26 protein-coding genes, 1 tRNA gene and 1 pseudogene are annotated in these 22,212 nt (G+C 64.0%); 15 read left to right on the top strand and 13 right to left on the bottom strand.

Features of this window, described 5'->3' with window-relative positions; translation table 11 throughout:
- The first annotated feature begins 9 nt into the window (after positions 1–9).
- From flgG to RSD66_RS12870, 7 genes are all read left to right on the top strand, one after another.
- Positions 10–798, top strand: a complete 789-nt coding sequence (gene flgG, locus RSD66_RS12840; RefSeq protein ID WP_024354814.1) for a flagellar basal-body rod protein FlgG — start codon at positions 10–12, stop codon at positions 796–798.
- Between the two features lie 3 nt (positions 799–801).
- Positions 802–1,593: a flagellar basal body P-ring formation chaperone FlgA gene (gene flgA / locus RSD66_RS12845; RefSeq protein ID WP_415288072.1), complete on the top strand. Its 792-nt coding sequence runs from the start codon at positions 802–804 to the stop codon at positions 1,591–1,593.
- A 14-nt stretch (positions 1,594–1,607) separates the two neighbouring features.
- Positions 1,608–2,330 (top strand): flagellar basal body L-ring protein FlgH, encoded by a 723-nt coding sequence (gene flgH / locus RSD66_RS12850; RefSeq protein WP_024354816.1) that lies wholly within the window; start codon positions 1,608–1,610, stop codon positions 2,328–2,330.
- 124 nt (positions 2,331–2,454) lie between these two features.
- Positions 2,455–2,931: a hypothetical protein gene (locus RSD66_RS12855; protein ID WP_415288074.1), complete on the top strand. Its 477-nt coding sequence runs from the start codon at positions 2,455–2,457 to the stop codon at positions 2,929–2,931.
- Positions 2,932–2,968: 37 nt separating this feature from the next.
- The gene (locus RSD66_RS12860) at positions 2,969–3,472 is read left to right on the top strand and encodes a hypothetical protein (RefSeq protein WP_415288076.1); all 504 of its coding nucleotides are present in this window, start codon (positions 2,969–2,971) and stop codon (positions 3,470–3,472) included.
- Positions 3,473–3,480: 8 nt separating this feature from the next.
- Positions 3,481–3,981 carry a hypothetical protein gene (locus RSD66_RS12865; RefSeq protein ID WP_415288078.1) on the top strand — a complete coding sequence of 167 codons (501 nt, stop codon included), beginning with the start codon at positions 3,481–3,483 and terminating at the stop codon, positions 3,979–3,981.
- Positions 3,982–4,044: 63 nt separating this feature from the next.
- On the top strand, positions 4,045–5,829 hold the full coding sequence (locus RSD66_RS12870) for a DUF885 domain-containing protein (RefSeq protein WP_415288079.1): 1,785 nt from the start codon (positions 4,045–4,047) through the stop codon (positions 5,827–5,829).
- A gap of 19 nt (positions 5,830–5,848) precedes the next feature.
- Here RSD66_RS12870 and RSD66_RS12875 read toward each other — a convergent pair whose 3' ends face one another.
- The gene (locus tag RSD66_RS12875; RefSeq protein WP_024354821.1) at positions 5,849–6,202 is read right to left on the bottom strand and encodes an MmcQ/YjbR family DNA-binding protein; all 354 of its coding nucleotides are present in this window, start codon (positions 6,200–6,202) and stop codon (positions 5,849–5,851) included.
- Entirely contained in the window at positions 6,202–6,852 is a 651-nt protein-coding gene (gene msrA / locus RSD66_RS12880) for a peptide-methionine (S)-S-oxide reductase MsrA (protein ID WP_415288080.1), read from the bottom strand. Before msrA ends, RSD66_RS12875 begins: the two co-directional genes overlap by 1 nt.
- 146 nt (positions 6,853–6,998) lie before the next feature.
- Here msrA and RSD66_RS12885 point away from each other — a divergent pair.
- Positions 6,999–7,088: transfer RNA gene (locus tag RSD66_RS12885), tRNA-Ser, on the top strand.
- Here the strand turns inward: RSD66_RS12885 and RSD66_RS12890 are convergent.
- The 5 genes from RSD66_RS12890 to RSD66_RS12910 all read right to left on the bottom strand — a co-directional run bounded on the left by RSD66_RS12890 (position 7,056) and on the right by RSD66_RS12910 (position 10,747).
- Positions 7,056–8,705 carry a recombinase family protein gene (locus tag RSD66_RS12890; protein ID WP_415288081.1) on the bottom strand — a complete coding sequence of 550 codons (1,650 nt, stop codon included), beginning with the start codon at positions 8,703–8,705 and terminating at the stop codon, positions 7,056–7,058. The two genes, RSD66_RS12885 and RSD66_RS12890, sit on opposite strands and share 33 nt — an antisense overlap.
- Positions 8,702–9,091 (bottom strand): helix-turn-helix domain-containing protein, encoded by a 390-nt coding sequence (locus RSD66_RS12895; protein WP_303705970.1) that lies wholly within the window; start codon positions 9,089–9,091, stop codon positions 8,702–8,704. Before RSD66_RS12895 ends, RSD66_RS12890 begins: the two co-directional genes overlap by 4 nt.
- Complete coding sequence (locus RSD66_RS12900) at positions 9,088–9,441, bottom strand: toxin-antitoxin system TumE family protein (RefSeq protein ID WP_303705969.1); 354 nt, start codon at positions 9,439–9,441, stop codon at positions 9,088–9,090. Before RSD66_RS12900 ends, RSD66_RS12895 begins: the two co-directional genes overlap by 4 nt.
- On the bottom strand, positions 9,438–9,758 hold the full coding sequence (locus RSD66_RS12905) for a hypothetical protein (RefSeq protein ID WP_415288083.1): 321 nt from the start codon (positions 9,756–9,758) through the stop codon (positions 9,438–9,440). The genes RSD66_RS12900 and RSD66_RS12905 overlap by 4 nt, the downstream gene beginning before the upstream one ends.
- Before the next feature lie 197 nt (positions 9,759–9,955).
- Complete coding sequence (locus RSD66_RS12910; protein ID WP_303705967.1) at positions 9,956–10,747, bottom strand: phytanoyl-CoA dioxygenase family protein; 792 nt, start codon at positions 10,745–10,747, stop codon at positions 9,956–9,958.
- 68 nt (positions 10,748–10,815) lie between these two features.
- Between RSD66_RS12910 and RSD66_RS12915 the strand changes: the two genes are divergently transcribed.
- Positions 10,816–11,580: an IS6-like element IS6100 family transposase gene (locus RSD66_RS12915; protein ID WP_001389365.1), complete on the top strand. Its 765-nt coding sequence runs from the start codon at positions 10,816–10,818 to the stop codon at positions 11,578–11,580.
- A gap of 61 nt (positions 11,581–11,641) precedes the next feature.
- Here RSD66_RS12915 and intI1 read toward each other — a convergent pair whose 3' ends face one another.
- Entirely contained in the window at positions 11,642–12,655 is a 1,014-nt protein-coding gene (gene intI1, locus RSD66_RS12920) for a class 1 integron integrase IntI1 (RefSeq protein WP_415288090.1), read from the bottom strand.
- A 160-nt stretch (positions 12,656–12,815) separates the two neighbouring features.
- Between intI1 and RSD66_RS12925 the strand changes: the two genes are divergently transcribed.
- The 6 genes and pseudogenes from RSD66_RS12925 to RSD66_RS12950 all read left to right on the top strand — a co-directional run bounded on the left by RSD66_RS12925 (position 12,816) and on the right by RSD66_RS12950 (position 17,474).
- Positions 12,816–13,370 (top strand): aminoglycoside N-acetyltransferase AAC(6')-Ib4, encoded by a 555-nt coding sequence (locus RSD66_RS12925; protein WP_003159191.1) that lies wholly within the window; start codon positions 12,816–12,818, stop codon positions 13,368–13,370.
- 69 nt (positions 13,371–13,439) lie between these two features.
- Positions 13,440–14,278 (top strand): annotated as a pseudogene (locus tag RSD66_RS12930) (AadA family aminoglycoside 3''-O-nucleotidyltransferase).
- 116 nt (positions 14,279–14,394) lie between these two features.
- Positions 14,395–14,742 carry a quaternary ammonium compound efflux SMR transporter QacE delta 1 gene (locus RSD66_RS12935; RefSeq protein WP_000679427.1) on the top strand — a complete coding sequence of 116 codons (348 nt, stop codon included), beginning with the start codon at positions 14,395–14,397 and terminating at the stop codon, positions 14,740–14,742.
- Positions 14,736–15,575 (top strand): sulfonamide-resistant dihydropteroate synthase Sul1, encoded by an 840-nt coding sequence (gene sul1, locus RSD66_RS12940; protein ID WP_000259031.1) that lies wholly within the window; start codon positions 14,736–14,738, stop codon positions 15,573–15,575. The genes RSD66_RS12935 and sul1 overlap by 7 nt, the downstream gene beginning before the upstream one ends.
- A 127-nt stretch (positions 15,576–15,702) precedes the next feature.
- Positions 15,703–16,203 carry a GNAT family N-acetyltransferase gene (locus RSD66_RS12945; protein ID WP_000376623.1) on the top strand — a complete coding sequence of 167 codons (501 nt, stop codon included), beginning with the start codon at positions 15,703–15,705 and terminating at the stop codon, positions 16,201–16,203.
- Positions 16,204–16,709: 506 nt separating this feature from the next.
- Positions 16,710–17,474 (top strand): IS6-like element IS6100 family transposase, encoded by a 765-nt coding sequence (locus RSD66_RS12950; protein ID WP_001389365.1) that lies wholly within the window; start codon positions 16,710–16,712, stop codon positions 17,472–17,474.
- A gap of 335 nt (positions 17,475–17,809) precedes the next feature.
- On the opposite strand, the gene RSD66_RS12955 is transcribed toward RSD66_RS12950, so the two are convergent.
- Genes RSD66_RS12955 through trbL form a run of 5 tightly spaced genes read right to left on the bottom strand, consistent with a single transcriptional unit; the run spans position 17,810 to position 22,212 of the window.
- The gene (locus RSD66_RS12955) at positions 17,810–18,046 is read right to left on the bottom strand and encodes a DUF2274 domain-containing protein (RefSeq protein WP_415288105.1); all 237 of its coding nucleotides are present in this window, start codon (positions 18,044–18,046) and stop codon (positions 17,810–17,812) included.
- Positions 18,047–18,048: 2 nt separating this feature from the next.
- A complete protein-coding gene (locus RSD66_RS12960) occupies positions 18,049–19,173 on the bottom strand; it encodes a TrbI/VirB10 family protein (protein WP_415288107.1) in 1,125 nt (374 codons plus the stop codon).
- On the bottom strand, positions 19,170–20,171 hold the full coding sequence (gene trbG, locus RSD66_RS12965) for a P-type conjugative transfer protein TrbG (RefSeq protein ID WP_415288108.1): 1,002 nt from the start codon (positions 20,169–20,171) through the stop codon (positions 19,170–19,172). Before trbG ends, RSD66_RS12960 begins: the two co-directional genes overlap by 4 nt.
- Complete coding sequence (gene trbF, locus RSD66_RS12970; RefSeq protein WP_415288110.1) at positions 20,168–20,857, bottom strand: conjugal transfer protein TrbF; 690 nt, start codon at positions 20,855–20,857, stop codon at positions 20,168–20,170. Before trbF ends, trbG begins: the two co-directional genes overlap by 4 nt.
- Positions 20,854–22,212, bottom strand: a complete 1,359-nt coding sequence (gene trbL / locus RSD66_RS12975; protein WP_415288112.1) for a P-type conjugative transfer protein TrbL — start codon at positions 22,210–22,212, stop codon at positions 20,854–20,856. Before trbL ends, trbF begins: the two co-directional genes overlap by 4 nt.

The raw sequence follows: 22,212 nt of genomic DNA on the forward strand, positions 1-22,212 counted from the left end.
AGCTGAGACATGCGCGCGCTTCGCACCGCCGCCACCGGCATGGCCGCCCAGCAGCTGAACGTGGAGGTCATCTCCAACAACATCGCCAACATGAACACGGTCGGCTTCAAGCGTCAGCGGGCCGAGTTCCAGGACCTGCTGTACCAGAACGTCGAGCGCATGGGGGCCCAGTCCTCGTCGCAGGGAACCGTGGTGCCGACCGGCATCCAGATCGGTTCGGGCGTGAAGGCGGGCAGCGTCTACCGCATCACCGAACAGGGCAGCCCCAACCGCACCGGCAACACCTACGACATCGCCATTCAGGGCAAGGGCTACTTCCAGATCACCCTGCCCTCAGGCGAGCTGGCCTATACCCGCGCGGGGAACTTCACCATCAACGGCGAAGGCCAGCTGGTGACGGACGACGGCTATGCGGTCGAGCCCGCCATCGCCATTCCGCAGGATGCGCTGGACGTCACCATCTCCAAGTCGGGCCAGGTCCAGGTGACCACCCAGGGCGAGCCTGAGCCGCAGGTCGTGGGCCAGCTGGAGCTGGCGACCTTCTTCAACGAAGCGGGTCTGGAAGCCATCGGCGACAACCTGCTGCTGGAGACGGCGGCCTCGGGCCCCGCCACGGTCGGCGTACCGGGAGAGGTCGGCTACGGCAATCTGCTGCAGCACTATACCGAAGCCTCCAACGTCGACGCGGTCAGCGAAATCACCGCCCTGATCGTGGCCCAGCGGGCCTATGAGATGAACTCCAAGGTCATCACCACCGCCGATGACATGCTGGCCGTCACAGCCCAGGTGAAGAGCTAAGTCATGAAGCGCGCCCTGATCCTCGCCCCCGTCCTGACAATCGCCGTCGCCGCACTGGCTGCCCCCGCATGGGCCGGGCCGGTCAGCCTTCTGCCCGATCCGGTCGACGATGACGGCCGCATCACCCTGGGCGAGTTGTTCGACAACGCGGGCGAGGCGGCCAGTGTCGTGGTCGGCCGCCGCGTCGGCCCCACCGCCGTGCTGGAAGCCTCTCAGGTGCAGATCGCGGCGCGCCGCGCCGGGCTGGAATGGAACAACCCCAACGGCCTGCGTCGCATCGTGGTGCGTGAAGGCGGCGCCGCTGCGGCCGAAACCTCTGCCCGTCCCGCCGCCGCCAGCGTGGGCGCGTCCTCGCGAGCGAGCGCCAGCGTCGAGGTCCTGACCTACGCCCGCAGTCTGGCCGCCGGCGAGGTGGTGCAGCCCGAAGACGTGATCTGGGCCTCGGTCCAGTCGCACCTGGCCCCGACGGGCGCGCCCCAGGACGCCGAAGTCGTGATCGGGCTTCAGACCAAACGCGCCCTGCGCGCCGGTTCGCCCGTGGCCCAGCGCGACCTGGCCTCGCCCCAGGTCATCGCGCGCAACGACATGGTCGAAGTGGCCTATCTGAGCGACGGCGTCGAACTGACCGTCACCGGCAAGGCGACGCGCAACGCCTCGGCGGGCGAGGCCGTGCCGATCCTGAACGTCCAGTCCAACCGCACCATCGACGCCGTGGCCGTAGCGCCCGGCCGGGCCGTCGCCGGTCCCGCCGCCCAGATGGCTCGCCGCAACCCGCAACAGTTCGCCTCCCGTTGAGCGAGAGAGACATCATGCGCACCCTGCCCCTCATCGCCCTGTCCGTGTCGGCCCTTTCGCTGGCCGCCTGCTCCACCGCCATCGAGGCGGTGAAGGGCCCGGAACTGGCGCCCATCGGCTATCCGGCCGCCCTGGTTCCGGTCGAGCAGGCCTATCTGCCCGAGCCGACCTCGGCCAGCGCCAACAGCCTGTGGCGCACCGGCGCGCGCAGCTTCTTCGGCGACCAGCGGGCCCGCCGCGTCGGCGACATCCTGACCGTCGCCATCGACATCAACGACCGCGCCCAGACCCAGAATTCGACCCAGCGCAACCGCACCAACAGCGCCTCGGGCGGCGTCACCAACTTCTTCGGGCTGGAGAACAGCCTGGGCCGCGCCTTCCCCGGCGGCTTCGACGCCGCCAACATGATCGGCACGCAGGGCGCGGCGAACGCCAACGGCTCGGGCAGCGTCAACCGCTCGGAGCGGGTCAACCTGACGGTGGCCGCCGTGGTCACCGCCGTCATGCCGAACGGCAATCTGGTCATCCAGGGTCGGCAAGAAGTGCGCACCAACCGTGAAGTGCGCGAACTGACCGTCGCCGGCATCGTCCGGCCCGAGGACATCTCCAGCGCCAACACCATCCGCCACAGCCAGATCGCCGAGGCGCGCATCAGCTATGGCGGGCGCGGCGACATCAGCCGGATGCAGGCGACGCCCGCCGCCCAGTCCCTGGTCGAGCGTTTCAGCCCGTTCTGACCTGCGTTCACCGAAACGTGTGATTCCAGCCGCACCGCATCACTGAATCGCGCGCGGCCCAGCGGAGCCGTGAACTCTTAACAAGCGACCCGCGTTTGCTCTGTCGAACGCGAGTGAGCTTGTCATGCGTAAGAGCCTCTTTCCGATCCTGGCCGCCGTGGGCCTGGCCGCCGTTGCGGCCCATGCGGCGACCCATGCGCCTTCGGCGCCGCGCGGCGGAACCGAGCCCGCGGCCGGCTGGCATATGCTGCGCGAGGGCGCGATGGCGAAACTGGCCTATGGCCTGCCGGATTCGGACCAGCTGGCCCTGATGCTGACCTGTGCGCCGGGCGAGAACTCGGCCGTGGTCTACGGCGACGTTCAGCCGCGAAGCGCAGGCCTGATCCTGGCGTCGCACGGGCCTCAGCCCGTCGATCCCCTGTCGAACGGAGAGGCCTTTGAAGCGCGCCTGCCGCTGGGCGATGCTGCCCTGACGGGACTGGCGCGCGGCGGGCGCATGACCGTGCAGACCGAGGCCGGCGACCGTCAGCTGACCGCCACTCGCGCCGAGCGGCGTCTGGTTCAGGGGTTTCTTAGCTATTGCGCTTCGGGACACGCGTGATCACAGTCCCCCGGTTTTCCTCAGCGGGGGCTGAAACATGACCTCACTGCTCGGCCTGTCCCAGGCCATGCTCTTCGCCCTGGCCGTGCAGACGGCGCCTCAGAGCGGAGTCCAGCCGCCGGCCGAACGGCCTCAGGCAGCGACGCCCGCGCGAACGCCGCGCCCGTCGGAGGGGTGGACCTGGACCCTCTACAGCGGCGACGGCCCTCTGGTCCTGGCCAATGAGATCCCGGATACGCCGCGTCTGCGCACGACGCTGGAATGCGCGCCGGGCACAAGCATCGTGCGGCTGGCCTTCCATGACGCGCCGGGAGCCGACGGTTTCGCGGTCATCCGCTCGGGCGCCGCTTCGGCCGAGGTCGAGGCCCGCGCGCGACGCGGCCGACTGGAGGCGGTGCTGCGCGCCGATCACCCGGTCTTCGCCGCCTTCCTGGCCTCCGGGCGGCTGACGCTCACGCTGGGCGATCAGGCCGAGGCCATAGAGATCGATCGGGCGAATCTGCCCAAACTGCGCCGCTTCGCCGAACTGTGCACCGGATAGGGATCAGGATGCGCCTCTCTTTCTGGCTGACCGCCGCAGCCGTCGCCGCCGTGTCCGCCCTCGGCGCCTGCGCGCCCACAGTCGCGCCTATGGCGACCAGCGCCGCACCTCTGCCTGTGGCCGGGTACGACTGGTTCCTGAACGAGGATCCGGACGAACCGCGCCTGTCCTATGGACTGGCCCAGTCCGACGACGTGCCGCTCAGCCTCATGTGCGCCCCCGGATCGGGCAAGATCGGCCTGTCGCTGGCCGCCGACCGGACGCCGCAGCGCCTCGCCGTGACGCTGGAATCGGGCGGCGACACCGAGACCTTCCCCGCCCGCGTCGAAGAAGCGGTTATCCACGACGGCGTTCATCTGGTCGCTACGGCGCCCGCATCCCATCCGGTGTTTCAGCGCTTTTATCGCCTCGGATGGCTGGCCGTATGGAACGGCGACCAGCGGTCGATGATGGCCGCCCAGCCGGGGTCGGAAGGACGCGCCGCCCGCTTTCTGGAGCGGTGCCGCTAAAGACTTGACCGCAGCGGCGTCGTCCGCTCCCTTCCCCGCCTGCTCGTGGGAGGGCTTCAAGTCATGCGTCATCTTCTTCTCGTCGCCGGTATCGGCCTGTCCGGCCTTGCAGCCGCAACCGCCCTGCCTGCGCAGGCGGCCGTTGTTCAAAGCCAATCCAGCGCCGCCGCGCTCGACGCCCTGCTGGTCGATTACGAGGCCTACCTGCGCCAGAACGACCCGATCGGCTCGGGCATGGACGGCGACCGCGCCGCCCTGTCGCGCCTGCCCGACGCCAGCCGCGCGGGCGAACTGGCCCGCCGCGCCCCGCTGAACGCCCTGAAGGCGCGGCTGGACGCCATCGACCCCGCCTCGCTGGACGAAGCCCACCGCCTGAACCACGCCTTCGTAGGCTATCTGATCGGCCGCGAGCTGGAACAGATCGAACTGGATCTGCACCGTCTTGCCTTCGATTCCGAAGGCGGCCCCGGCCAGCTCATGGCCTATCTGGCCCCCGCTGCGCGCATCGCCACGGCCGCCGACGCCGAGGCCTGGCTGAAGCGTCTTGAAGCAGCGCCCGCCTATTACGACGCCGGGATCGCCAACACCCGACGCGGGCTGGAGACCGGCCTGATCCAGGCCCGTTCGGTCGTCGACAGCGCCCTGGCCCAGGCCGAGCGCGACCTGACGCCGGGCGAGACGGGCGACGTCCTGCTGCGCCCGTTCGACGCCCTGCCCGCCTCCATCCCCGCCGCGCAGCAGGAACAGTTCCGCGCCCGCGCCCGCGCCATTGTCGAGGGGCCGATCACCGCCCGCCGCACCGCCTGGCGCGACCTGCTGCGCGACGAGTATGCGCCGAAGGCCCCGCAAGAGCCGGGTCTGGTCCACCGCCCCGGCGGCCGAGACATCTACGCCTTCCTGGTACGCAGCAATACGACCACCGACCTGACGCCCGATCAGGTGCACCAGATCGGCGTTGAGGAAGTCGCCCGCATCCGCGCCCGCATGGAGACTGAGATGCGCGCCGCGGGTTGGACCGGCGACTTCGCCGGTTTCCTGAACTTCCTGCGCACTGACCCGCAATTCTACGCCCAGTCGCGCGAGGAACTGCTGGAGAAGGCGTCGGAGATCGCCAAACGCTCGGACGACCGCCTGCCGTCCCTGTTCGCGACCCTGCCGCGCCTGCCTTACGGCGTGCGTCCGGTTCCGATCGAGATGGAGGAGACCTACACCACCGGCCGCTACAACGCCGGTTCGATGGCGATGGGCGTTGCGGGCGGCTACATCGTCAACACCGGCAAGCTGGACCAGCGGCCCCTGTATGAACTGCCCGCCCTGACGGTGCACGAGGCCGTGCCGGGCCATCACCTGCAGATCGCCCTGCAGCAGGAAGCCGCCGACCAGCCCTATTACCGCCGCGACGCCTCGGTCATCGCCTTCAGCGAAGGATGGGGCCTGTATTCCGAATTCCTGGGCGAGGAAATGGGCATCTATCGCACGCCCTATGAGCGGTTCGGCCGCCTCAGCTATGAGATGTGGCGCGCCTGCCGCCTGGTGGCCGACACCGGCCTGCACTGGCTGGGCTGGACCGAGGAACAGGCCCGCGCCTGCTTCCGCGACAACTCCGCCCTGTCGCCGCACAACATCGAAACCGAACTGCAGCGCTACATCGGCGATCCCGGTCAGGCCACGGCCTATAAAATCGGCGAGATTCGCCTGCGCGAGATCCGCAGCCGGGCCGAGCGCGAATTGGGCGACCGCTTCGACGTGCGGACCTTCCACGACGCCCTGCTGGTCGACGGCGCCCTGCCGCTGGCCCTGCTGGACGCCCGCATGGACCGCTGGATCGCCGAACAGAAGGCGAAGTAACGCCCGCCTCTCCTCCCCATCACATGGGGAGGAGAAGACCCAACTCTGCCCGGGCCTTCTTCGTCAGCCTGGCGGCGATCAGGGCGTGGGCCGATTTCAGATGGTCGGCAAGCTCGTCGTCCGGCCAGTCGCCCGGATCGGCCAGATGCACCCATTTCGCCCGCGCCAGATAGGGCGCCGGCGCCGCCCGCCCCTCCTCGGTCAACACCTCATAGGCGATGTCGGAGACCTTGAACGACAGCCCGCCTTCGGCCCCGATCAGGGCGAACATCTTGCCGCCGACCTTATAGGCGTCATGACCCGGCCCGAACGGATGATCCATCGTCGCCCCCGGCATCGCCAGGCAGACCTTGCCGACGCCCGCCCGATCCATCAGGCGCCGACACCCAGACCGATGGGACAAACCACGCCCGTCCCGCCGATGCCGCAATAGCCCGCCGGGTTCTTGGCCAGATAACCCTGATGATAATCCTCGGCGAAATAATACGGCCCCGCCGGTTCGATCTCGGTCGTGATGGCCCCTCGCCCCGCCGCGCTGAGCGCCGCCTGATAGGCGTCGCGCGAAGCTTCCGCCTCCGCCTGCTGCTCATCATTCAGCGTATAGATGGCCGAGCGATACTGGGTGCCCAGGTCATTGCCCTGACGCATGCCCTGCGTCGGGTCGTGGTTCTCCCAGAAGGACTTCAGCAGATCGCCGTAGGTGATCTTGGTCGGATCGAAGACCACCTGCACCACCTCCGTATGGCCGGTGCGGCCCGAACAGACCTCTTCATAGGTCGGATTGGGCGTGATGCCGCCCGCATAACCCGCCGACGTGACCCATACGCCCGGTAACTGCCAGAACACCCGCTCCACGCCCCAGAAACAGCCCATGCCGAACACGGCCGTCTGCATCCCCGCGGGGTGCGGCCCCTTCAACGCATGGCCGAGAACGAAGTGAGTCTCATCCGTCGTCAGCGCCTCAGCCCGGCCCGGCAAAGCGGTCTCAGGCGTGGGCAGTTCAGCATTCTTCTTCAACAACATGGCGAGAACTCCGCGAAAACATCGTCTGCGCCTATATGGAGGCTTCAAGAGCGCTTGCCCATGGGGAGATCATGCTCTAATCAGCCCCTCCCGTCGGTCCGCTCCCGGCGGTTCCGCCCCGGACGCATCCGGGCTTCAGGTGGAATGGACAGGTGGCCGAGTGGTTGAAGGCGCACGCCTGGAACGCGTGTATAGGGGCAACTCTATCGAGGGTTCGAATCCCTCTCTGTCCGCCACTTCGGTATAAAACCGGGAACGCCGATTCCCGCCGTTTTCCCTCCTTTGGTGGCTGCCAGCGTCCTCAACAGGACGTTTTTGTTTCCTTTGATGTAGATCGCATCGTCTGCGACCTCGACGTGCTGGGCGAAGGCTCGGACGTGTTCCCGCCGATATCCGCCCTTTCCAAGCCGGAGCCGGGTGCGTGCTTCGCTTGCTAATTCTCGCACGGCCGCTCCTGTGAGACGCTGGTGGGTGGAGCTTGCGAGCATAGCTTCGATCCGCGTGGCGTCGGCCCGCGCCTGATCCCGAAGCGCCGTGAGGCCCGCGATGCGCTCGCCAAGGGAGGATTCGGCCGGGTCGAGCGAACCGGCTTCAATGGCGTCGTAGAGGCGCTTGAGGCGGTTATCGGCTTCGGCCGCGCGATGGTTCAACTCGGCGATATGCTGGCTGCGCCGCTCTACACTCTCCTGACGTCGATCCAGAAGCGAGGCGAGAACGTCTTCGATCCGCTCGGGGTCGAGCAGCCTTTCCTCTATATGGCTGACCACGATACGGTCGAGCTTATCCATGGGGATTGCGCGGCCCTTGCAGCCCGTGTCGCCCTGCCGCGCTCGTGTCGAGCAGGCATAGTAGCGATAGCGACCGTTCTTGCCGGTGCGCAGCGTCATCGCGCCTCCGCAATTGCCGCAATGGCAAATGCCGGTCAGCAGGTTCGGGCCGCTGACGACGCGCGGCGGCGTGACCTTCGGATTGTTGACCTTCAAGCGATGCTGCACGGCCTCGAATATCTCAAGGTCGATCAGCGGCGGCACCGCGACGGTGACGATTTCATCCTCGGGCTTCACTACGCCCTTGTTGGAGCGACGATTGAAGCGATGCTCGCCGATATAGGTGCGCCGGGTCAGGACACGGTGAAGCTGGCCGATGCCCCAACGCCCGCCGTTGCGGGTGAACATGCGGTGCTTGTTCAGATAGTTGACGATGTTCTTTACGCCCATGGGGCCGGACATGCCGTCGCCCTCGGATGCGAGGCGGAAAATCAGCCGCACGGTGTCGGCATGGAGCGGGTCGATCTCCAGCTTCTTCTTCATCTTCGCGCCGCGCTGCTCGGCATCGACGACACGGTAGCCGATGGGCGGCAGCGAGCCGTTCCAGAAGCCCTGCCGGGCGTTCTCCTTCAAGGCCCGCATGACGTGCTTGCCGTTCTCCTTCGACTGGTATTCGTCGAACAGCGCCATGATCTGCCGCATCATGACGTGCATGGGGTCGTCGCCCATTTCCTGCGTGATGGAGACCAGCTTGACGCCGTTCTTGGCGAGCTTCCTGACGTTGAACTCCAGCTCGAAGTGATCGCGGAAGAACCGGCTGAACGAATGGACCACGACAACATCGAACGGTGCGGGCTTGCTGGTGCCTGCCTCGATCATCCGCTGGAACTCGGGGCGGCGGTCATTGGTGGCCGAAGCGCCGGCTTCCACATAGGTTTCGACAAGCTGGTAGCCGCGTGAGGCGCAATAGGCTTCGCCCTGCTTGCGCTGGTCGGGGATCGACACGTCATGCTCGGCCTGCCGTGCCGTCGAAACGCGCAGGTAGAGCGCGGCGCGTAGCGAGACATGGGGACTCTGCATATTCATAGCGCGCCTCCTTTCGCGGCCCGGCGTTCGATCAGCGGCAGCTCCAGCGCCACGCGGTCATGCAGCACCTTGGGAACGACCTTCTGGCCCTCGCCGGGGTCCATGCGGATAAGGCCGTAGTTCGCCATCGTCTTGAGGGTTCGGGACAGGCTGGGCTTCGACCGCCCGGTGATCCGCGACAATTCCTCCAGAGAGCCGGGAGACTGCTCGTCGATGACACGCAGCAACTCGCGGTTCCCGCTGGATAGGATTTGCGCAAAGGATTCTGTGGACGTGAACCACACCTTTGGGTCGCCGGGCGCAGGCTTTTCCTCGCCCTTGGCGATCCGCATGGCGCGGGCCTTCATCTCGTCATAGTCGGCAATCCCGACTTTCAATGTGGTCATGTTACGCCTCGCTCCTTCAACACTGCATCCACCGCCTGCCAGAAGTCGGCCAGCAGCGTGGCCGCATCCTCGTAGGCGTAAGGCTTCACGGTCTGGATGCGGTGCCGATGGTCCATCGGCTCGCCCCTCCTGCCCCGGCTGACCGGATGGGCGTTATCGAAGCCGACCAGCCGTTCGCCCGAAGGCCCGTGCAGCGTGAGCGAGTAATCGAGGCCGTGCGGCTTTTCCGGCGATGCCGGAACGCGGGTGACGATGAACTTCACCCAATGGCCGCCCTCGGGATCGACAACGAGCACCTGTCCGTCGAGGTCCAGAAGCGTGTCGAGGCTCGGGTCACGATCCTCGCTCATGGCTTACTGTTATCATCTGATGTTAATGGCGGCAAGCCCTGATTGTCAGGATCGTCGATTGGGCCGAACAGCCGGTCGAGCACGTCGCCGAAATACCGCTCGAAGATTTCTAGCTCGGCTTCGGTGATCGGCACCTTCTCGGGCCAGTCGTCAAAGACAGGTAACGAGTCCACATCGACGATGCGAAGCGGCGACCTGCGGCGCTCCCGGCCGTCTGGCGTGGGGTCGTCGGCATAGTCGAAAAGATCGTCGGGAAGTGCTTCGGGGACCGGGTGTCGCGGTCGCCCTTTGCGGGCGCGGTGGCGCTCTGCACACATGGAATCCTCCTTGGTTCGATGTGGAATCCGGGGCGCTCAAGGCCCCGGAATCAAGCGAACCATGGAGGGCAGTCGGCGGCCTGTAGCGTGCCGTATTTTCATCCATGCGCTGGCGGCACCCCTGCGCCTGTTGCAGAGACACTAAGGGATAACCAGCAACATCCGGGGCCGCGTTGCGGCCCCGGATGCCTCTTGGCTTAGAACGTCAGCCTACATGCCTGACGGATGGCGATCTGGACCGGCGATGGAGGTAGCGCCGGATCAAACTCGCCCTTCGGCAGCAGCGGCGGCTGTGCCATGAAACGCGGTTGCTCCCCTCGATGAGGTTGCGCCGCATGGACGATGAATGGATGGCATAGGTAGACGGTGCCCGCCGCACCTGTTGCCAACGCAACATCGCAACCTTCCGTAGAGGCGTAGCCATTCTCGGAAAGTTGCCTGAGTGTCGCGCCTGCATCGCCGTAGGGCAGCAACTCACGCGCAATCGACGCATGTGACCCTTTTCGTATTTTCGTAGGCGCGTCATTGGGACCAACATCCGAAAACAGAAACAGCATCAACAAGGCGCGTCCGCTACTCTTAACGTTGGCCCGCCACTCCATGAAATCTGGATTGTCGGTGCCAAAGCTCACGTCCACATGCCAGCCATCGTCACCGGGAGATTCTGGTGACGGAAAGCGGATGGGAAAGGTTCCAACCCCTTTGGGGGCAAGCCATCGGCCTTCCCCAACGAGTTGGTCGTAGGCTTTGTGCAGTTGCGGCGTGTTAGCAGCTTCGATGAAGGGGGGCGACGACTTGAACCCCACTCGAACAACGGGTTGAGTCCAGTTTTCAGGTTCGTCCGGTGACAGACCTATATCCGCCCACAACTCGTCCCTCCCTTGCTTTGCAAGGTTGGCGCTGAAGGCATTTTCGATTTTGACGAACCCATCGTCAATGAAGCTCTGGACCTGACCAGAAGTCAGGCCGACATGCTTAGATTTAGGCATTACAAACGGCTCTGTTGCAAAAATCGTGAAGCTTGAGCATGCTTGGCGGAGATTGGACGGACGGAACGATGACGGATTTCAAGTGGCGCCATTTCCAGGGTGATGTGATCCTGTGGGCGGTGCGCTGGTATTGTCGCTATCCGATCAGCTATCGCGACCTTGAGGAAATGCTGGCGGAACGCGGCATTTCGGTCGACCATACGACGATCTATCGCTGGGTCCAGTGCTACGCCCCGGAGATGGAGAAGCGGCTGCGCTGGTTCTGGCGGCGTGGCTTTGATCCGAGCTGGCGCCTGGATGAAACCTACGTCAAGGTGCGGGGCAAGTGGACCTACCTGTACCGGGCAGTCGACAAGCGGGGCGACACGATCGATTTCTACCTGTCGCCGACCCGCAGCGCCAAGGCAGCGAAGCGGTTCCTGGGCAAGGCCCTGCGAGGCCTGAAGCACTGGGAAAAGCCTGCCACGCTCAATACCGACAAAGCGCCGAGCTATGGTGCAGCGATCACCGAATTGAAGCGCGAAGGAAAGCTGGACCGGGAGACGGCCCACCGGCAGGTGAAGTATCTCAATAACGTGATCGAGGCCGATCACGGAAAGCTCAAGATACTGATCAAGCCGGTGCGCGGTTTCAAATCGATCCCCACGGCCTATGCCACGATCAAGGGATTCGAAGTCATGCGAGCCCTGCGCAAAGGACAGGCTCGCCCCTGGTGCCTGCAGCCCGGCATCAGGGGCGAGGTGCGCCTTGTGGAGAGAGCTTTTGGCATTGGGCCCTCGGCGCTGACGGAGGCCATGGGCATGCTCAACCACCATTTCGCAGCAGCCGCCTGATCGGCGCAGAGCGACAGCCTACCTCTGACTGCCGCCAATCTTTGCAACAGAGCCCGCTGCCCTACCTCTCACTAGTGAGGGGCGGCAGCGCATCAAGCGGTGAGCGCACTCCGGCACCGCCAACTTTCAGCACATGCGTGTAAATCATCGTCGTAGAGACGTCGGAATGGCCGAGCAGATCCTGCACGGTTCGAATGTCGTAACCGCTGCGGAGCAAGGCCGTCGCGAACGAGTGGCGGAGGGTGTGCGGTGTGGCGGGCTTCGTGATGCCTGCTTGTTCTACGGCACGTTTGAAGGCGCGCTGAAAGGTCTGGTCATACATGTGATGGCGACGCACGACACCGCTCCGTGGATCGGTCGAATGCGTGTGCTGCGCAAAAACCCAGAACCACGGCCAGGAATGCCCGGCGCGCGGATACTTCCGCTCAAGGGCGTCGGGAAGCGCAACGCCGCTGCGGCCCTCGGCCTGGTCCTTCAGCCACCATGCCCGTGCACGCGACAGCTGCTCGCGCAGGCTGGGTGCCAAGCTCTCGGGTAACATCAAGGCCCGATCCTTGGAGCCCTTGCCCTCCCGCACGATGATCGTGCCGTGATCGAAATCCAGATCCTTGACCCGCAGTTGCAAACGCTCACTGATCCGCATGCCCGTTCCATACAGAAGCTGGGCGAACAAACGATGCTCGCCTTCCAGAAAACCGAGGATGCGAACCACTTCATCCGGGGTCAGCACCACCGGCAAGCGCCGCGACGGCCGAGGTCTTCCGATCTCCTGAAGCCAGGGCAGATCCGTGCACAGCACCTTGCCGTAGAAGAACAGCAAGGCCGCCAATGCCTGACGATGCGTGGAGACCGAAACCTTGCGCTCGTTCGCCAGCCAGGACAGAAATGCCTCGACTTCGCTGCTGCCCAAGGTTGCCGGGTGACGCACACCGTGGAAACGGATGAAGGCACGAACCCAGTGGACATAAGCCTGTTCGGTTCGTAAGCTGTAATGCAAGTAGCGTATGCGCTCACGCAACTGGTCCAGAACCTTGACCGAACGCAGCGGTGGTAACGGCGCAGTGGCGGTTTTCATGGCTTGTTATGACTGTTTTTTTGTACAGTCTATGCCTCGGGCATCCAAGCAGCAAGCGCGTTACGCCGTGGGTCGATGTTTGATGTTATGGAGCAGCAACGATGTTACGCAGCAGGGCAGTCGCCCTAAAACAAAGTTAGGCATCACAAAGTACAGCATCGTGACCAACAGCAACGATTCCGTCACACTGCGCCTCATGACTGAGCATGACCTTGCGATGCTCTATGAGTGGCTAAATCGATCTCATATCGTCGAGTGGTGGGGCGGAGAAGAAGCACGCCCGACACTTGCTGACGTACAGGAACAGTACTTGCCAAGCGTTTTAGCGCAAGAGTCCGTCACTCCATACATTGCAATGCTGAATGGAGAGCCGATTGGGTATGCCCAGTCGTACGTTGCTCTTGGAAGCGGGGACGGATGGTGGGAAGAAGAAACCGATCCAGGAGTACGCGGAATAGACCAGTCACTGGCGAATGCATCACAACTGGGCAAAGGCTTGGGAACCAAGCTGGTTCGAGCTCTGGTTGAGTTGCTGTTCAATGATCCCGAGGTCACCAAGATCCAAACGGACCCGTCGCCGAGCAACTTGCGAGCGATCCGATGCTACGAGAAAGCGGGGTTTGAGAGGCAAGGTACCGTAACCACCCCAGATGGTCCAGCCGTGTACATGGTTCAAACACGCCAGGCATTCGAGCGAACACGCAGTGATGCCTAACCCTTCCATCGAGGGGGACGTCCAAGGGCTGGCGCCCTTGGCCGCCCCTCATGTCAAACGTTAGACATCATGAGGGAAGCGGTGACCATCGAAATTTCGAACCAACTATCAGAGGTGCTAAGCGTCATTGAGCGCCATCTGGAATCAACGTTGCTGGCCGTGCATTTGTACGGCTCCGCAGTGGATGGCGGCCTGAAGCCATACAGCGATATTGATTTGTTGGTTACTGTGGCCGTAAAGCTTGATGAAACGACGCGGCGAGCATTGCTCAATGATCTTATGGAGGCTTCGGCTTTCCCTGGCGAGAGCGAGACGCTCCGCGCTATAGAAGTCACCCTTGTCGTGCATGACGACATCATCCCGTGGCGTTATCCGGCTAAGCGCGAGCTGCAATTTGGAGAATGGCAGCGCAATGACATTCTTGCGGGTATCTTCGAGCCAGCCATGATCGACATTGATCTAGCTATCCTGCTTACAAAAGCAAGAGAACATAGCGTTGCCTTGGTAGGTCCGGCAGCGGAGGAATTCTTTGACCCGGTTCCTGAACAGGATCTATTCGAGGCGCTGAGGGAAACCTTGAAGCTATGGAACTCGCAGCCCGACTGGGCCGGCGATGAGCGAAATGTAGTGCTTACGTTGTCCCGCATTTGGTACAGCGCAATAACCGGCAAAATCGCGCCGAAGGATGTCGCTGCCGACTGGGCAATAAAACGCCTACCTGCCCAGTATCAGCCCGTCTTACTTGAAGCTAAGCAAGCTTATCTGGGACAAAAAGAAGATCACTTGGCCTCACGCGCAGATCACTTGGAAGAATTTATTCGCTTTGTGAAAGGCGAGATCATCAAGTCAGTTGGTAAATGATGTCTAACAATTCGTTCAAGCCGACCGCGCTACGCGCGGCGGCTTAACTCCGGCGTTAGATGCACTAAGCACATAATTGCTCACAGCCAAACTATCAGGTCAAGTCTGCTTTTATTATTTTTAAGCGTGCATAATAAGCCCTACACAAATTGGGAGATATATCATGAAAGGCTGGCTTTTTCTTGTTATCGCAATAGTTGGCGAAGTAATCGCAACATCCGCATTAAAATCTAGCGAGGGCTTTACTAAGCTTGCCCCTTCCGCCGTTGTCATAATCGGTTATGGCATCGCATTTTATTTTCTTTCTCTGGTTCTGAAATCCATCCCTGTCGGTGTTGCTTATGCAGTCTGGTCGGGACTCGGCGTCGTCATAATTACAGCCATTGCCTGGTTGCTTCATGGGCAAAAGCTTGATGCGTGGGGCTTTGTAGGTATGGGGCTCATAATTGCTGCCTTTTTGCTCGCCCGATCCCCATCGTGGAAGTCGCTGCGGAGGCCGACGCCATGGTGACGGTGTTCGGCATTCTGAATCTCACCGAGGACTCCTTCTTCGATGAGAGCCGGCGGCTAGACCCCGCCGGCGCTGTCACCGCGGCGATCGAAATGCTGCGAGTCGGATCAGACGTCGTGGATGTCGGACCGGCCGCCAGCCATCCGGACGCGAGGCCTGTATCGCCGGCCGATGAGATCAGACGTATTGCGCCGCTCTTAGACGCCCTGTCCGATCAGATGCACCGTGTTTCAATCGACAGCTTCCAACCGGAAACCCAGCGCTATGCGCTCAAGCGCGGCGTGGGCTACCTGAACGATATCCAAGGATTTCCTGACCCTGCGCTCTATCCCGATATTGCTGAGGCGGACTGCAGGCTGGTGGTTATGCACTCAGCGCAGCGGGATGGCATCGCCACCCGCACCGGTCACCTTCGACCCGAAGACGCGCTCGACGAGATTGTGCGGTTCTTCGAGGCGCGGGTTTCCGCCTTGCGACGGAGCGGGGTCGCTGCCGACCGGCTCATCCTCGATCCGGGGATGGGATTTTTCTTGAGCCCCGCACCGGAAACATCGCTGCACGTGCTGTCGAACCTTCAAAAGCTGAAGTCGGCGTTGGGGCTTCCGCTATTGGTCTCGGTGTCGCGGAAATCCTTCTTGGGCGCCACCGTTGGCCTTCCTGTAAAGGATCTGGGTCCAGCGAGCCTTGCGGCGGAACTTCACGCGATCGGCAATGGCGCTGACTACGTCCGCACCCACGCGCCTGGAGATCTGCGAAGCGCAATCACCTTCTCGGAAACCCTCGCGAAATTTCGCAGTCGCGACGCCAGAGACCGAGGGTTAGATCATGCCTAGCATTCACCTTCCGGCCGCCCGCTAGCGGACCCTGGTCAGGTTCCGCGAAGGTGGGCGCAGACATGCTGGGCTCGTCAGGATCAAACTGCACTATGAGGCGGCGGTTCATACCGCGCCAGGGGAGCGAATGGACAGCGAGGAGCCTCCGAACGTTCGGGTCGCCTGCTCGGGTGATATCGACGAGGTTGTGCGGCTGATGCACGACGCTGCGGCGTGGATGTCCGCCAAGGGAACGCCCGCCTGGGACGTCGCGCGGATCGACCGGACATTCGCGGAGACCTTCGTCCTGAGATCCGAGCTCCTAGTCGCGAGTTGCAGCGACGGCATCGTCGGCTGTTGCACCTTGTCGGCCGAGGATCCCGAGTTCTGGCCCGACGCCCTCAAGGGGGAGGCCGCATATCTGCACAAGCTCGCGGTGCGACGGACACATGCGGGCCGGGGTGTCAGCTCCGCGCTGATCGAGGCTTGCCGCCATGCCGCGCGAACGCAGGGGTGCGCCAAGCTGCGGCTCGACTGCCACCCGAACCTGCGTGGCCTATACGAGCGGCTCGGATTCACCCACGTCGACACTTTCAATCCCGGCTGGGATCCAACCTTCATCGCAGAACGCCTAGAACTCGAAATCTAACGTCCGTTCGGGCATCGAGGTCCATGTCGGGGTGGGACGGGCCCGTGGCTTCAAGATCACTTGCAGTCCGACCGCGATGTCTTGGTTGCGCGAGAGGTTGTCGATATCCTCCACTTCCATCATCAACCCTGGATAATGCCGCCGCCGTCATCGCCGCCGACGCCCGTGCCGGGCTTTTCGGGCCTGTCAGGCTTGCTCGGCCTTCAGCCTGCCTGGGCGAGATCTCCGGCGGACGGATTAACGGCGGAGCTTCGCCGCCTTTCGTGCGTGTGAAGGCCGAAGATAGTTCTCTCAAAAACATCCGTTTATGAGAGATACCAAATGTCATTTTCAGAAGACGACTGCACCAGTTGATTGGGCGTAATGGCTGTTGTGCAGCCAGCTCCTGACAGTTCAATATCAGAAGTGATCTGCACCAATCTCGACTATGCTCAATACTCGTGTGGGCTCTGTTGCAAAAATCGTGAAGCTTGAGCATGCTTGGCGGAGATTGGACGGACGGAACGATGACGGATTTCAAGTGGCGCCATTTCCAGGGTGATGTGATCCTGTGGGCGGTGCGCTGGTATTGTCGCTATCCGATCAGCTATCGCGACCTTGAGGAAATGCTGGCGGAACGCGGCATTTCGGTCGACCATACGACGATCTATCGCTGGGTCCAGTGCTACGCCCCGGAGATGGAGAAGCGGCTGCGCTGGTTCTGGCGGCGTGGCTTTGATCCGAGCTGGCGCCTGGATGAAACCTACGTCAAGGTGCGGGGCAAGTGGACCTACCTGTACCGGGCAGTCGACAAGCGGGGCGACACGATCGATTTCTACCTGTCGCCGACCCGCAGCGCCAAGGCAGCGAAGCGGTTCCTGGGCAAGGCCCTGCGAGGCCTGAAGCACTGGGAAAAGCCTGCCACGCTCAATACCGACAAAGCGCCGAGCTATGGTGCAGCGATCACCGAATTGAAGCGCGAAGGAAAGCTGGACCGGGAGACGGCCCACCGGCAGGTGAAGTATCTCAATAACGTGATCGAGGCCGATCACGGAAAGCTCAAGATACTGATCAAGCCGGTGCGCGGTTTCAAATCGATCCCCACGGCCTATGCCACGATCAAGGGATTCGAAGTCATGCGAGCCCTGCGCAAAGGACAGGCTCGCCCCTGGTGCCTGCAGCCCGGCATCAGGGGCGAGGTGCGCCTTGTGGAGAGAGCTTTTGGCATTGGGCCCTCGGCGCTGACGGAGGCCATGGGCATGCTCAACCACCATTTCGCAGCAGCCGCCTGATCGGCGCAGAGCGACAGCCTACCTCTGACTGCCGCCAATCTTTGCAACAGAGCCTTACAAACACATTCTCCGTTCGGCCTCCGCATCAGCAGGGCCGTCTTAATCTGAACGGCGCACGTGCGCCGGCACGACTTTCAGTCGTTCAGATCAGCGGGAAGAATGTGGAAATGAACATCATGGGTGTTACGTATGCTTCGTAGCGGATGGTTTCAAGGACGCATGACGAAGCACATGCCGCGTCGCAGGATGCTTAACGGTTAGCATATCCCCGTCATGGAAAACAGATAGCTGCGTAGAATTTTTTGCTCTTGCCACGCACATATGCCAACTCAAGCTCATGTTTTTATGGTCTGTCCTGCTTCCCGCCGTGCCTTTGCGAAACCGCGATCCGTGGCGATGAAACGCTCCAGCATGGGCACGATCAGCCTGGCGGGATCGGCGGCGGGCCGGCCGCTCTCGCGGGCCAGCACCTCGGCATAGGCGATCAGATCACGGTGAAGCGGCGCGGGCAGCTCCACCGTCACCTTGACGGGCTTGTCGTCAGGCAGCGGGCCGAGTTTCAGCTTGGTCATGGTCAACCTCCTGCCGGCTCGAACACAAGGTCGCGGGTCACGATGATCCTGACCGGGAAGCCGGGCCGGATGGTGAGCGTGCGCGCGACCTGCAACTGGCGCTGGACGATCTGCTGGCCCGCCTGATTGACGGTATCCTGCGCCCCGTCGCGGATGGCGCGTATCAGCCGGTCCTCGTCGCTCGTCGCCAGCTCCGTGCCGACTGCGAGCAGCGTGGACAGCCCTGCGGCCTTCATCAGATCCCACCAATGGTAATCAACTCCGTCTTCCAGCCCAGCGTAGCCCGATGCGTCCGCGCCGGGCAGGCGCTCAAGGACGATGGAACGGCCGCCCGGCAGGATCAGGCGGTTCCACACCAAGAGCACCCTGCGCTGGCCGAAGGTCACGCCATCATCGTATTGACCGATGATGCGCGTGCCCTGCGGGATCAGGAGCAGGCTGCCGGTGGGACTATCATAGACGTTCTCCGTCACCTGCGCGGTGATCTGGCCCGGAAGGTCGGAACGGATGCCGGTGATGAGCGCAGCCGGGATCACGGCCCCAGCCTGCAATATCCAGGGCGATGCCGGCGGCGCGACGCGATCCGGCGCGACGGTCTGCCGGTCCACGGGGCCATTGAGGAAAGCCGCGTGCCGGTCCTGCATCGCGGGCTGTCCACCAAGGCCAAGACCGGCAAGGCCGGGCATGGCCGTCCCTGCCGCTCCCGTGCGCGGGCCGGACTGGAAGAATACGTTGCTCAACCGCGCGGCTTCTTCCTCGGCGCGGCGGCGTTCTTCCTCGGGATCGACGGCGGGCGTCACTATCGCGGGCGGCGCGACCGGCTGTCCCCTGTTCTGCGCGTCGAGGATCGGACGGCCGAGGTCGCCGGGCAGCGCCGGGCCGAGCACCGGCCCCGTATAGTCGCGCGGCAAACCGGCAAGGCCGTCCGCCGTGGGCCGGTTCTCGGTCGAATAGAGTTCTTCGCCTCCCGGCCCTGCATCGCGGGTCTGGAGGGCATAGATCAGCGCGCCGCCGATGCCGAGCAAGGCGACAGCGCCGACGCCTGCCAGCATCTTGCGGGACAGGCGCGTGACACGGGGCGGTTCGGCGCGCAGGCGCATGGGCGCGGCGGTATCAGTATCGCTCATGAGGACGATCCTCCCATGGTCGTGCTGGCCGATTCTGCTGCGGTCTGCGTCGGGTTGGTGCGGACGATCCTGACGACCTGCTGGCGGTTGCCGCTGCCAAGGCGCAGCTCGGCCGCGCCGAACAGGCGGTCCACGATCAGGACGTTCTGGTGGACGCGGCTGTTGACGATCTGCGGCTCGCCGTCCGCGCCAAGCACGAAGATCGGCGGCATCTCGCCCTGCACGATGCCGGCCGGGAAGACGACATAGACGCGCCGTCCATCGTCGAAGACGGAAACGGGCCGCCATGGCGGGCTGTCGCCCTGCACCTGCAAGCCATAGCGGTAGTTCCTCGCAGCCTCGGCCGGGATGACGGGCGCGGCCGGGACGGTCTGGCGCTGGCCGGGCGGCGGCGCGGGATAGGCCCATGCCACGGCGGGCATGTAGAGCGATGCCCGCGCGTGCAGCTCGATCATGTAGATGCGCCGGTCGGTGGTGACGACAAGGTTGGTGGAAATGTCCTCCCGTGTCGGCTTCACGAGGATATGGACACGGCGGTTCGCGCCCGAACCGGATTCCGTGTCGCCGATGATCCAGCGGGCGGTGTCGCCCGCCGCAATCGGCCCCGCGCCGGTCAGGCTCTCGCCCGGCTCCAGCGCGATCGTCGTGATCTGTCCGACTGCGGCATAGACCTGATAGAGCGCGCCTTCGGACCACGGATAAATCTGGATCGCGTTGTAGTAGCCTTCCCGGCGCGGCTCGACGCGGGCGGCGGCATTGGCGTTCTCAACACGGCCGGTCGGCGTGTCGGCGACGGTTCCGCCACGCGCCACGGTCCATGCCGGGGGCACATGCAAAGGCCGGGGCGTGTTGTCGGTTGCTATCGCCTGCACGGTCGGCAGCGGCGGCACGTTGGTATCGTAGCTGAATTGCGGCGTCCGGTTGGTCGCGCAGCCTGCGAGCATGGTGGCCGAAAGCAGCACGGCCGCGATTGTGTGGGTGCGGGTGATCGTCCTCATTGGCTCATCTCCCGCGACCACGAAATTGCGTTGACGTAGATGCCGAGCGGATTGGCGCGCAGCCGTTCGGCGTCGCGCGGCGGCTGGATGACGATGGTGAGGATGGCCGTCCATCGCTCGGTTGTGGAAAGCTGGCCGTTCTCGAAGTGCCTCTCCGTCCACGCCACGCGGAACGAGTTGGGGGATGCCCGGATGACGCTGGACACCTCGACGGCGATCTGTTGCCGCCCCACCTTGCTGAACGGGTCATTGGCGCGGGCATAGTCATTAAGCGCCGCCGCGCCGCGATCCGTGGTCCACTCATAGGCCCGAAGCCAGTTCTGGCGGACAATGATGGCGTCGGCCGGGATCGCGCGCACCTGCTCGATGAACCGGCCGAGATGGAACGCGATCTGCGGATCGGTCGGGCGATAGTCGGCACTCGCGGGCGCGACGATCTGCGCCTGGCCGAGATTATCGACCTGCACCACCCACGGCACCACGGTCCCGCGCACCGATTGCCAGACAAGGGCGGAGGCGAAGCCAGCCGACAGGATCAGCGAGCCGAAGGCCATGCAGCGCCAGTTCTTCGCCTGAACACGGGCCGAGCCGATACGCTCGTCCCATGCCTGCGCGGCCTTCTGATAGGGCGTCTCGGGTTCCGGCGATTTGCCGTAGTGGGTCGATGGTCGTTTGAAGATGCTCATGAGCGGTCACTTTCGGAAAGGTTGACGGAGGAACCGGAGCCGTGGCTGTCGCCGGAGCGCACCGCATGGGCGGCCATGGTCGTGCCGTGGTTGAGGGCCTGCGAACGCTGCATCCGCTGCGCCCACGCGGGCGGGCTGCCGCCCGATGCGGATGGTGCGGCCGGGGCGGCGCTCGCGCCGCCGACCGTGCCCATCGACGATGTGCCGCCGCCAGCGGCGAAGCCTGCGCGCGCGCCATCGGTGAAACTGGACTTGACGGATTCACTGGCGCGCGCGGCGGCGCGTTTGAGGGGCGAGATAGCCGCCGATCCAGCGGCGCGTGCAACACCGCCAAGGCCGGAGGCGACACTTGCCGCGCCGGACTGGCCGAGCGATCCGACGCTATAGGCGGCGGTCGCCGCGCCCGCGGTGGCCGCGCCGCCGCGGACGGCCGCGGCCCCGCCGGACAGGGCAGCAGCACCGCCCTTCGCAGCAAGCATCGTCGCGCCGCCAGCGGCGACGGCTGCACCGCCGACTGCAAGGCCGGTTCCCACGGCCGCGCCCGCGCCGAGCTGCGGGCCGCCTGATACGATGCCGTTGGCGATGCCGGGACCGAAGATGCCGAGGCCGAGCAGCGATAGCGCGGCGAGCACAATCGCCATGGCCTCGTCGATGCTCGGGGTTGCCCCGCCGAAACCGGCCGTGAACTGTGAGAACAGCGTCGAGCCGATGCCGATAATGACGGCGAGGACCAGAACCTTGATGCCGGAGGACACCACGTTGCCAAGCACGCGCTCGGCCATGAAGGCGGTCTTGCCGAACAGGCCGAAGGGGATCAGCACGAAGCCGGCGAGCGTGGTCAGCTTGAATTCGATCAGTGTCACGAAAAGCTGGATGGCGAGGATGAAGAAAGCCAGCACGACCAGCGCCCATGCGAACAGCAGGCACGCGATCTGGATGAAATTTTCAAAAAACGCGATCCAGCCCATCAGGTCGGAAATGGAATCGAGCAGCGGACGGCCGGCGTCGAGGCCGGTCTGCGCGACGCGGCCCGGCCGCATCAGATCGGTGACAGAAAAGCCGGTGCCCGACGCCATGAGGCCAAGGCCGGCGAAGCTCTCGAAGACGATCCGGGCCAGGTTGTTCCAGTTTGAAATGATGTAGGCGAAGACGCCGACGAACAGCGTCTTTTTCACCAAGCGCGCGATGATGTCGTCATCTGCGCCCCATGCCCAAAAGAGCGCGGCGAGCGTCACGTCGATCACGATCAGGGTGGTCGCAATAAACGCCACCTCGCCGCCGAGCAGGCCGAACCCGCTGTCGATGTAGGAGGTGAATACGCCTAGAAACGAGTCGATGACGCCCGTGTTGCCCAT

This window comes from Brevundimonas sp. S1H14 (assembly GCF_047716865.1).
Taxonomy (GTDB): domain Bacteria; phylum Pseudomonadota; class Alphaproteobacteria; order Caulobacterales; family Caulobacteraceae; genus Brevundimonas; species Brevundimonas naejangsanensis.

Coding starts and splice junctions, on each gene's coding strand:
- flgG (WP_024354814.1), top strand. CDS start 10: ATGCGCGCGCTTCGCACCGCCGCCACCGGCATGGCCGCCCAGCAGCTG.
- flgA (WP_415288072.1), top strand. CDS start 802: ATGAAGCGCGCCCTGATCCTCGCCCCCGTCCTGACAATCGCCGTCGCC.
- flgH (WP_024354816.1), top strand. CDS start 1,608: ATGCGCACCCTGCCCCTCATCGCCCTGTCCGTGTCGGCCCTTTCGCTG.
- RSD66_RS12855 (WP_415288074.1), top strand. CDS start 2,455: ATGCGTAAGAGCCTCTTTCCGATCCTGGCCGCCGTGGGCCTGGCCGCC.
- RSD66_RS12860 (WP_415288076.1), top strand. CDS start 2,969: ATGACCTCACTGCTCGGCCTGTCCCAGGCCATGCTCTTCGCCCTGGCC.
- RSD66_RS12865 (WP_415288078.1), top strand. CDS start 3,481: ATGCGCCTCTCTTTCTGGCTGACCGCCGCAGCCGTCGCCGCCGTGTCC.
- RSD66_RS12870 (WP_415288079.1), top strand. CDS start 4,045: ATGCGTCATCTTCTTCTCGTCGCCGGTATCGGCCTGTCCGGCCTTGCA.
- RSD66_RS12875 (WP_024354821.1), bottom strand. CDS start 6,202: ATGGATCGGGCGGGCGTCGGCAAGGTCTGCCTGGCGATGCCGGGGGCG.
- msrA (WP_415288080.1), bottom strand. CDS start 6,852: ATGTTGTTGAAGAAGAATGCTGAACTGCCCACGCCTGAGACCGCTTTG.
- RSD66_RS12890 (WP_415288081.1), bottom strand. CDS start 8,705: ATGAATATGCAGAGTCCCCATGTCTCGCTACGCGCCGCGCTCTACCTG.
- RSD66_RS12895 (WP_303705970.1), bottom strand. CDS start 9,091: ATGACCACATTGAAAGTCGGGATTGCCGACTATGACGAGATGAAGGCC.
- RSD66_RS12900 (WP_303705969.1), bottom strand. CDS start 9,441: ATGAGCGAGGATCGTGACCCGAGCCTCGACACGCTTCTGGACCTCGAC.
- RSD66_RS12905 (WP_415288083.1), bottom strand. CDS start 9,758: ATGTGTGCAGAGCGCCACCGCGCCCGCAAAGGGCGACCGCGACACCCG.
- RSD66_RS12910 (WP_303705967.1), bottom strand. CDS start 10,747: ATGCCTAAATCTAAGCATGTCGGCCTGACTTCTGGTCAGGTCCAGAGC.
- RSD66_RS12915 (WP_001389365.1), top strand. CDS start 10,816: ATGACGGATTTCAAGTGGCGCCATTTCCAGGGTGATGTGATCCTGTGG.
- intI1 (WP_415288090.1), bottom strand. CDS start 12,655: ATGAAAACCGCCACTGCGCCGTTACCACCGCTGCGTTCGGTCAAGGTT.
- RSD66_RS12935 (WP_000679427.1), top strand. CDS start 14,395: ATGAAAGGCTGGCTTTTTCTTGTTATCGCAATAGTTGGCGAAGTAATC.
- sul1 (WP_000259031.1), top strand. CDS start 14,736: ATGGTGACGGTGTTCGGCATTCTGAATCTCACCGAGGACTCCTTCTTC.
- RSD66_RS12945 (WP_000376623.1), top strand. CDS start 15,703: ATGGACAGCGAGGAGCCTCCGAACGTTCGGGTCGCCTGCTCGGGTGAT.
- RSD66_RS12950 (WP_001389365.1), top strand. CDS start 16,710: ATGACGGATTTCAAGTGGCGCCATTTCCAGGGTGATGTGATCCTGTGG.
- RSD66_RS12955 (WP_415288105.1), bottom strand. CDS start 18,046: ATGACCAAGCTGAAACTCGGCCCGCTGCCTGACGACAAGCCCGTCAAG.
- RSD66_RS12960 (WP_415288107.1), bottom strand. CDS start 19,173: ATGAGCGATACTGATACCGCCGCGCCCATGCGCCTGCGCGCCGAACCG.
- trbG (WP_415288108.1), bottom strand. CDS start 20,171: ATGAGGACGATCACCCGCACCCACACAATCGCGGCCGTGCTGCTTTCG.
- trbF (WP_415288110.1), bottom strand. CDS start 20,857: ATGAGCATCTTCAAACGACCATCGACCCACTACGGCAAATCGCCGGAA.
- trbL (WP_415288112.1), bottom strand. CDS start 22,212: ATGGGCAACACGGGCGTCATCGACTCGTTTCTAGGCGTATTCACCTCC.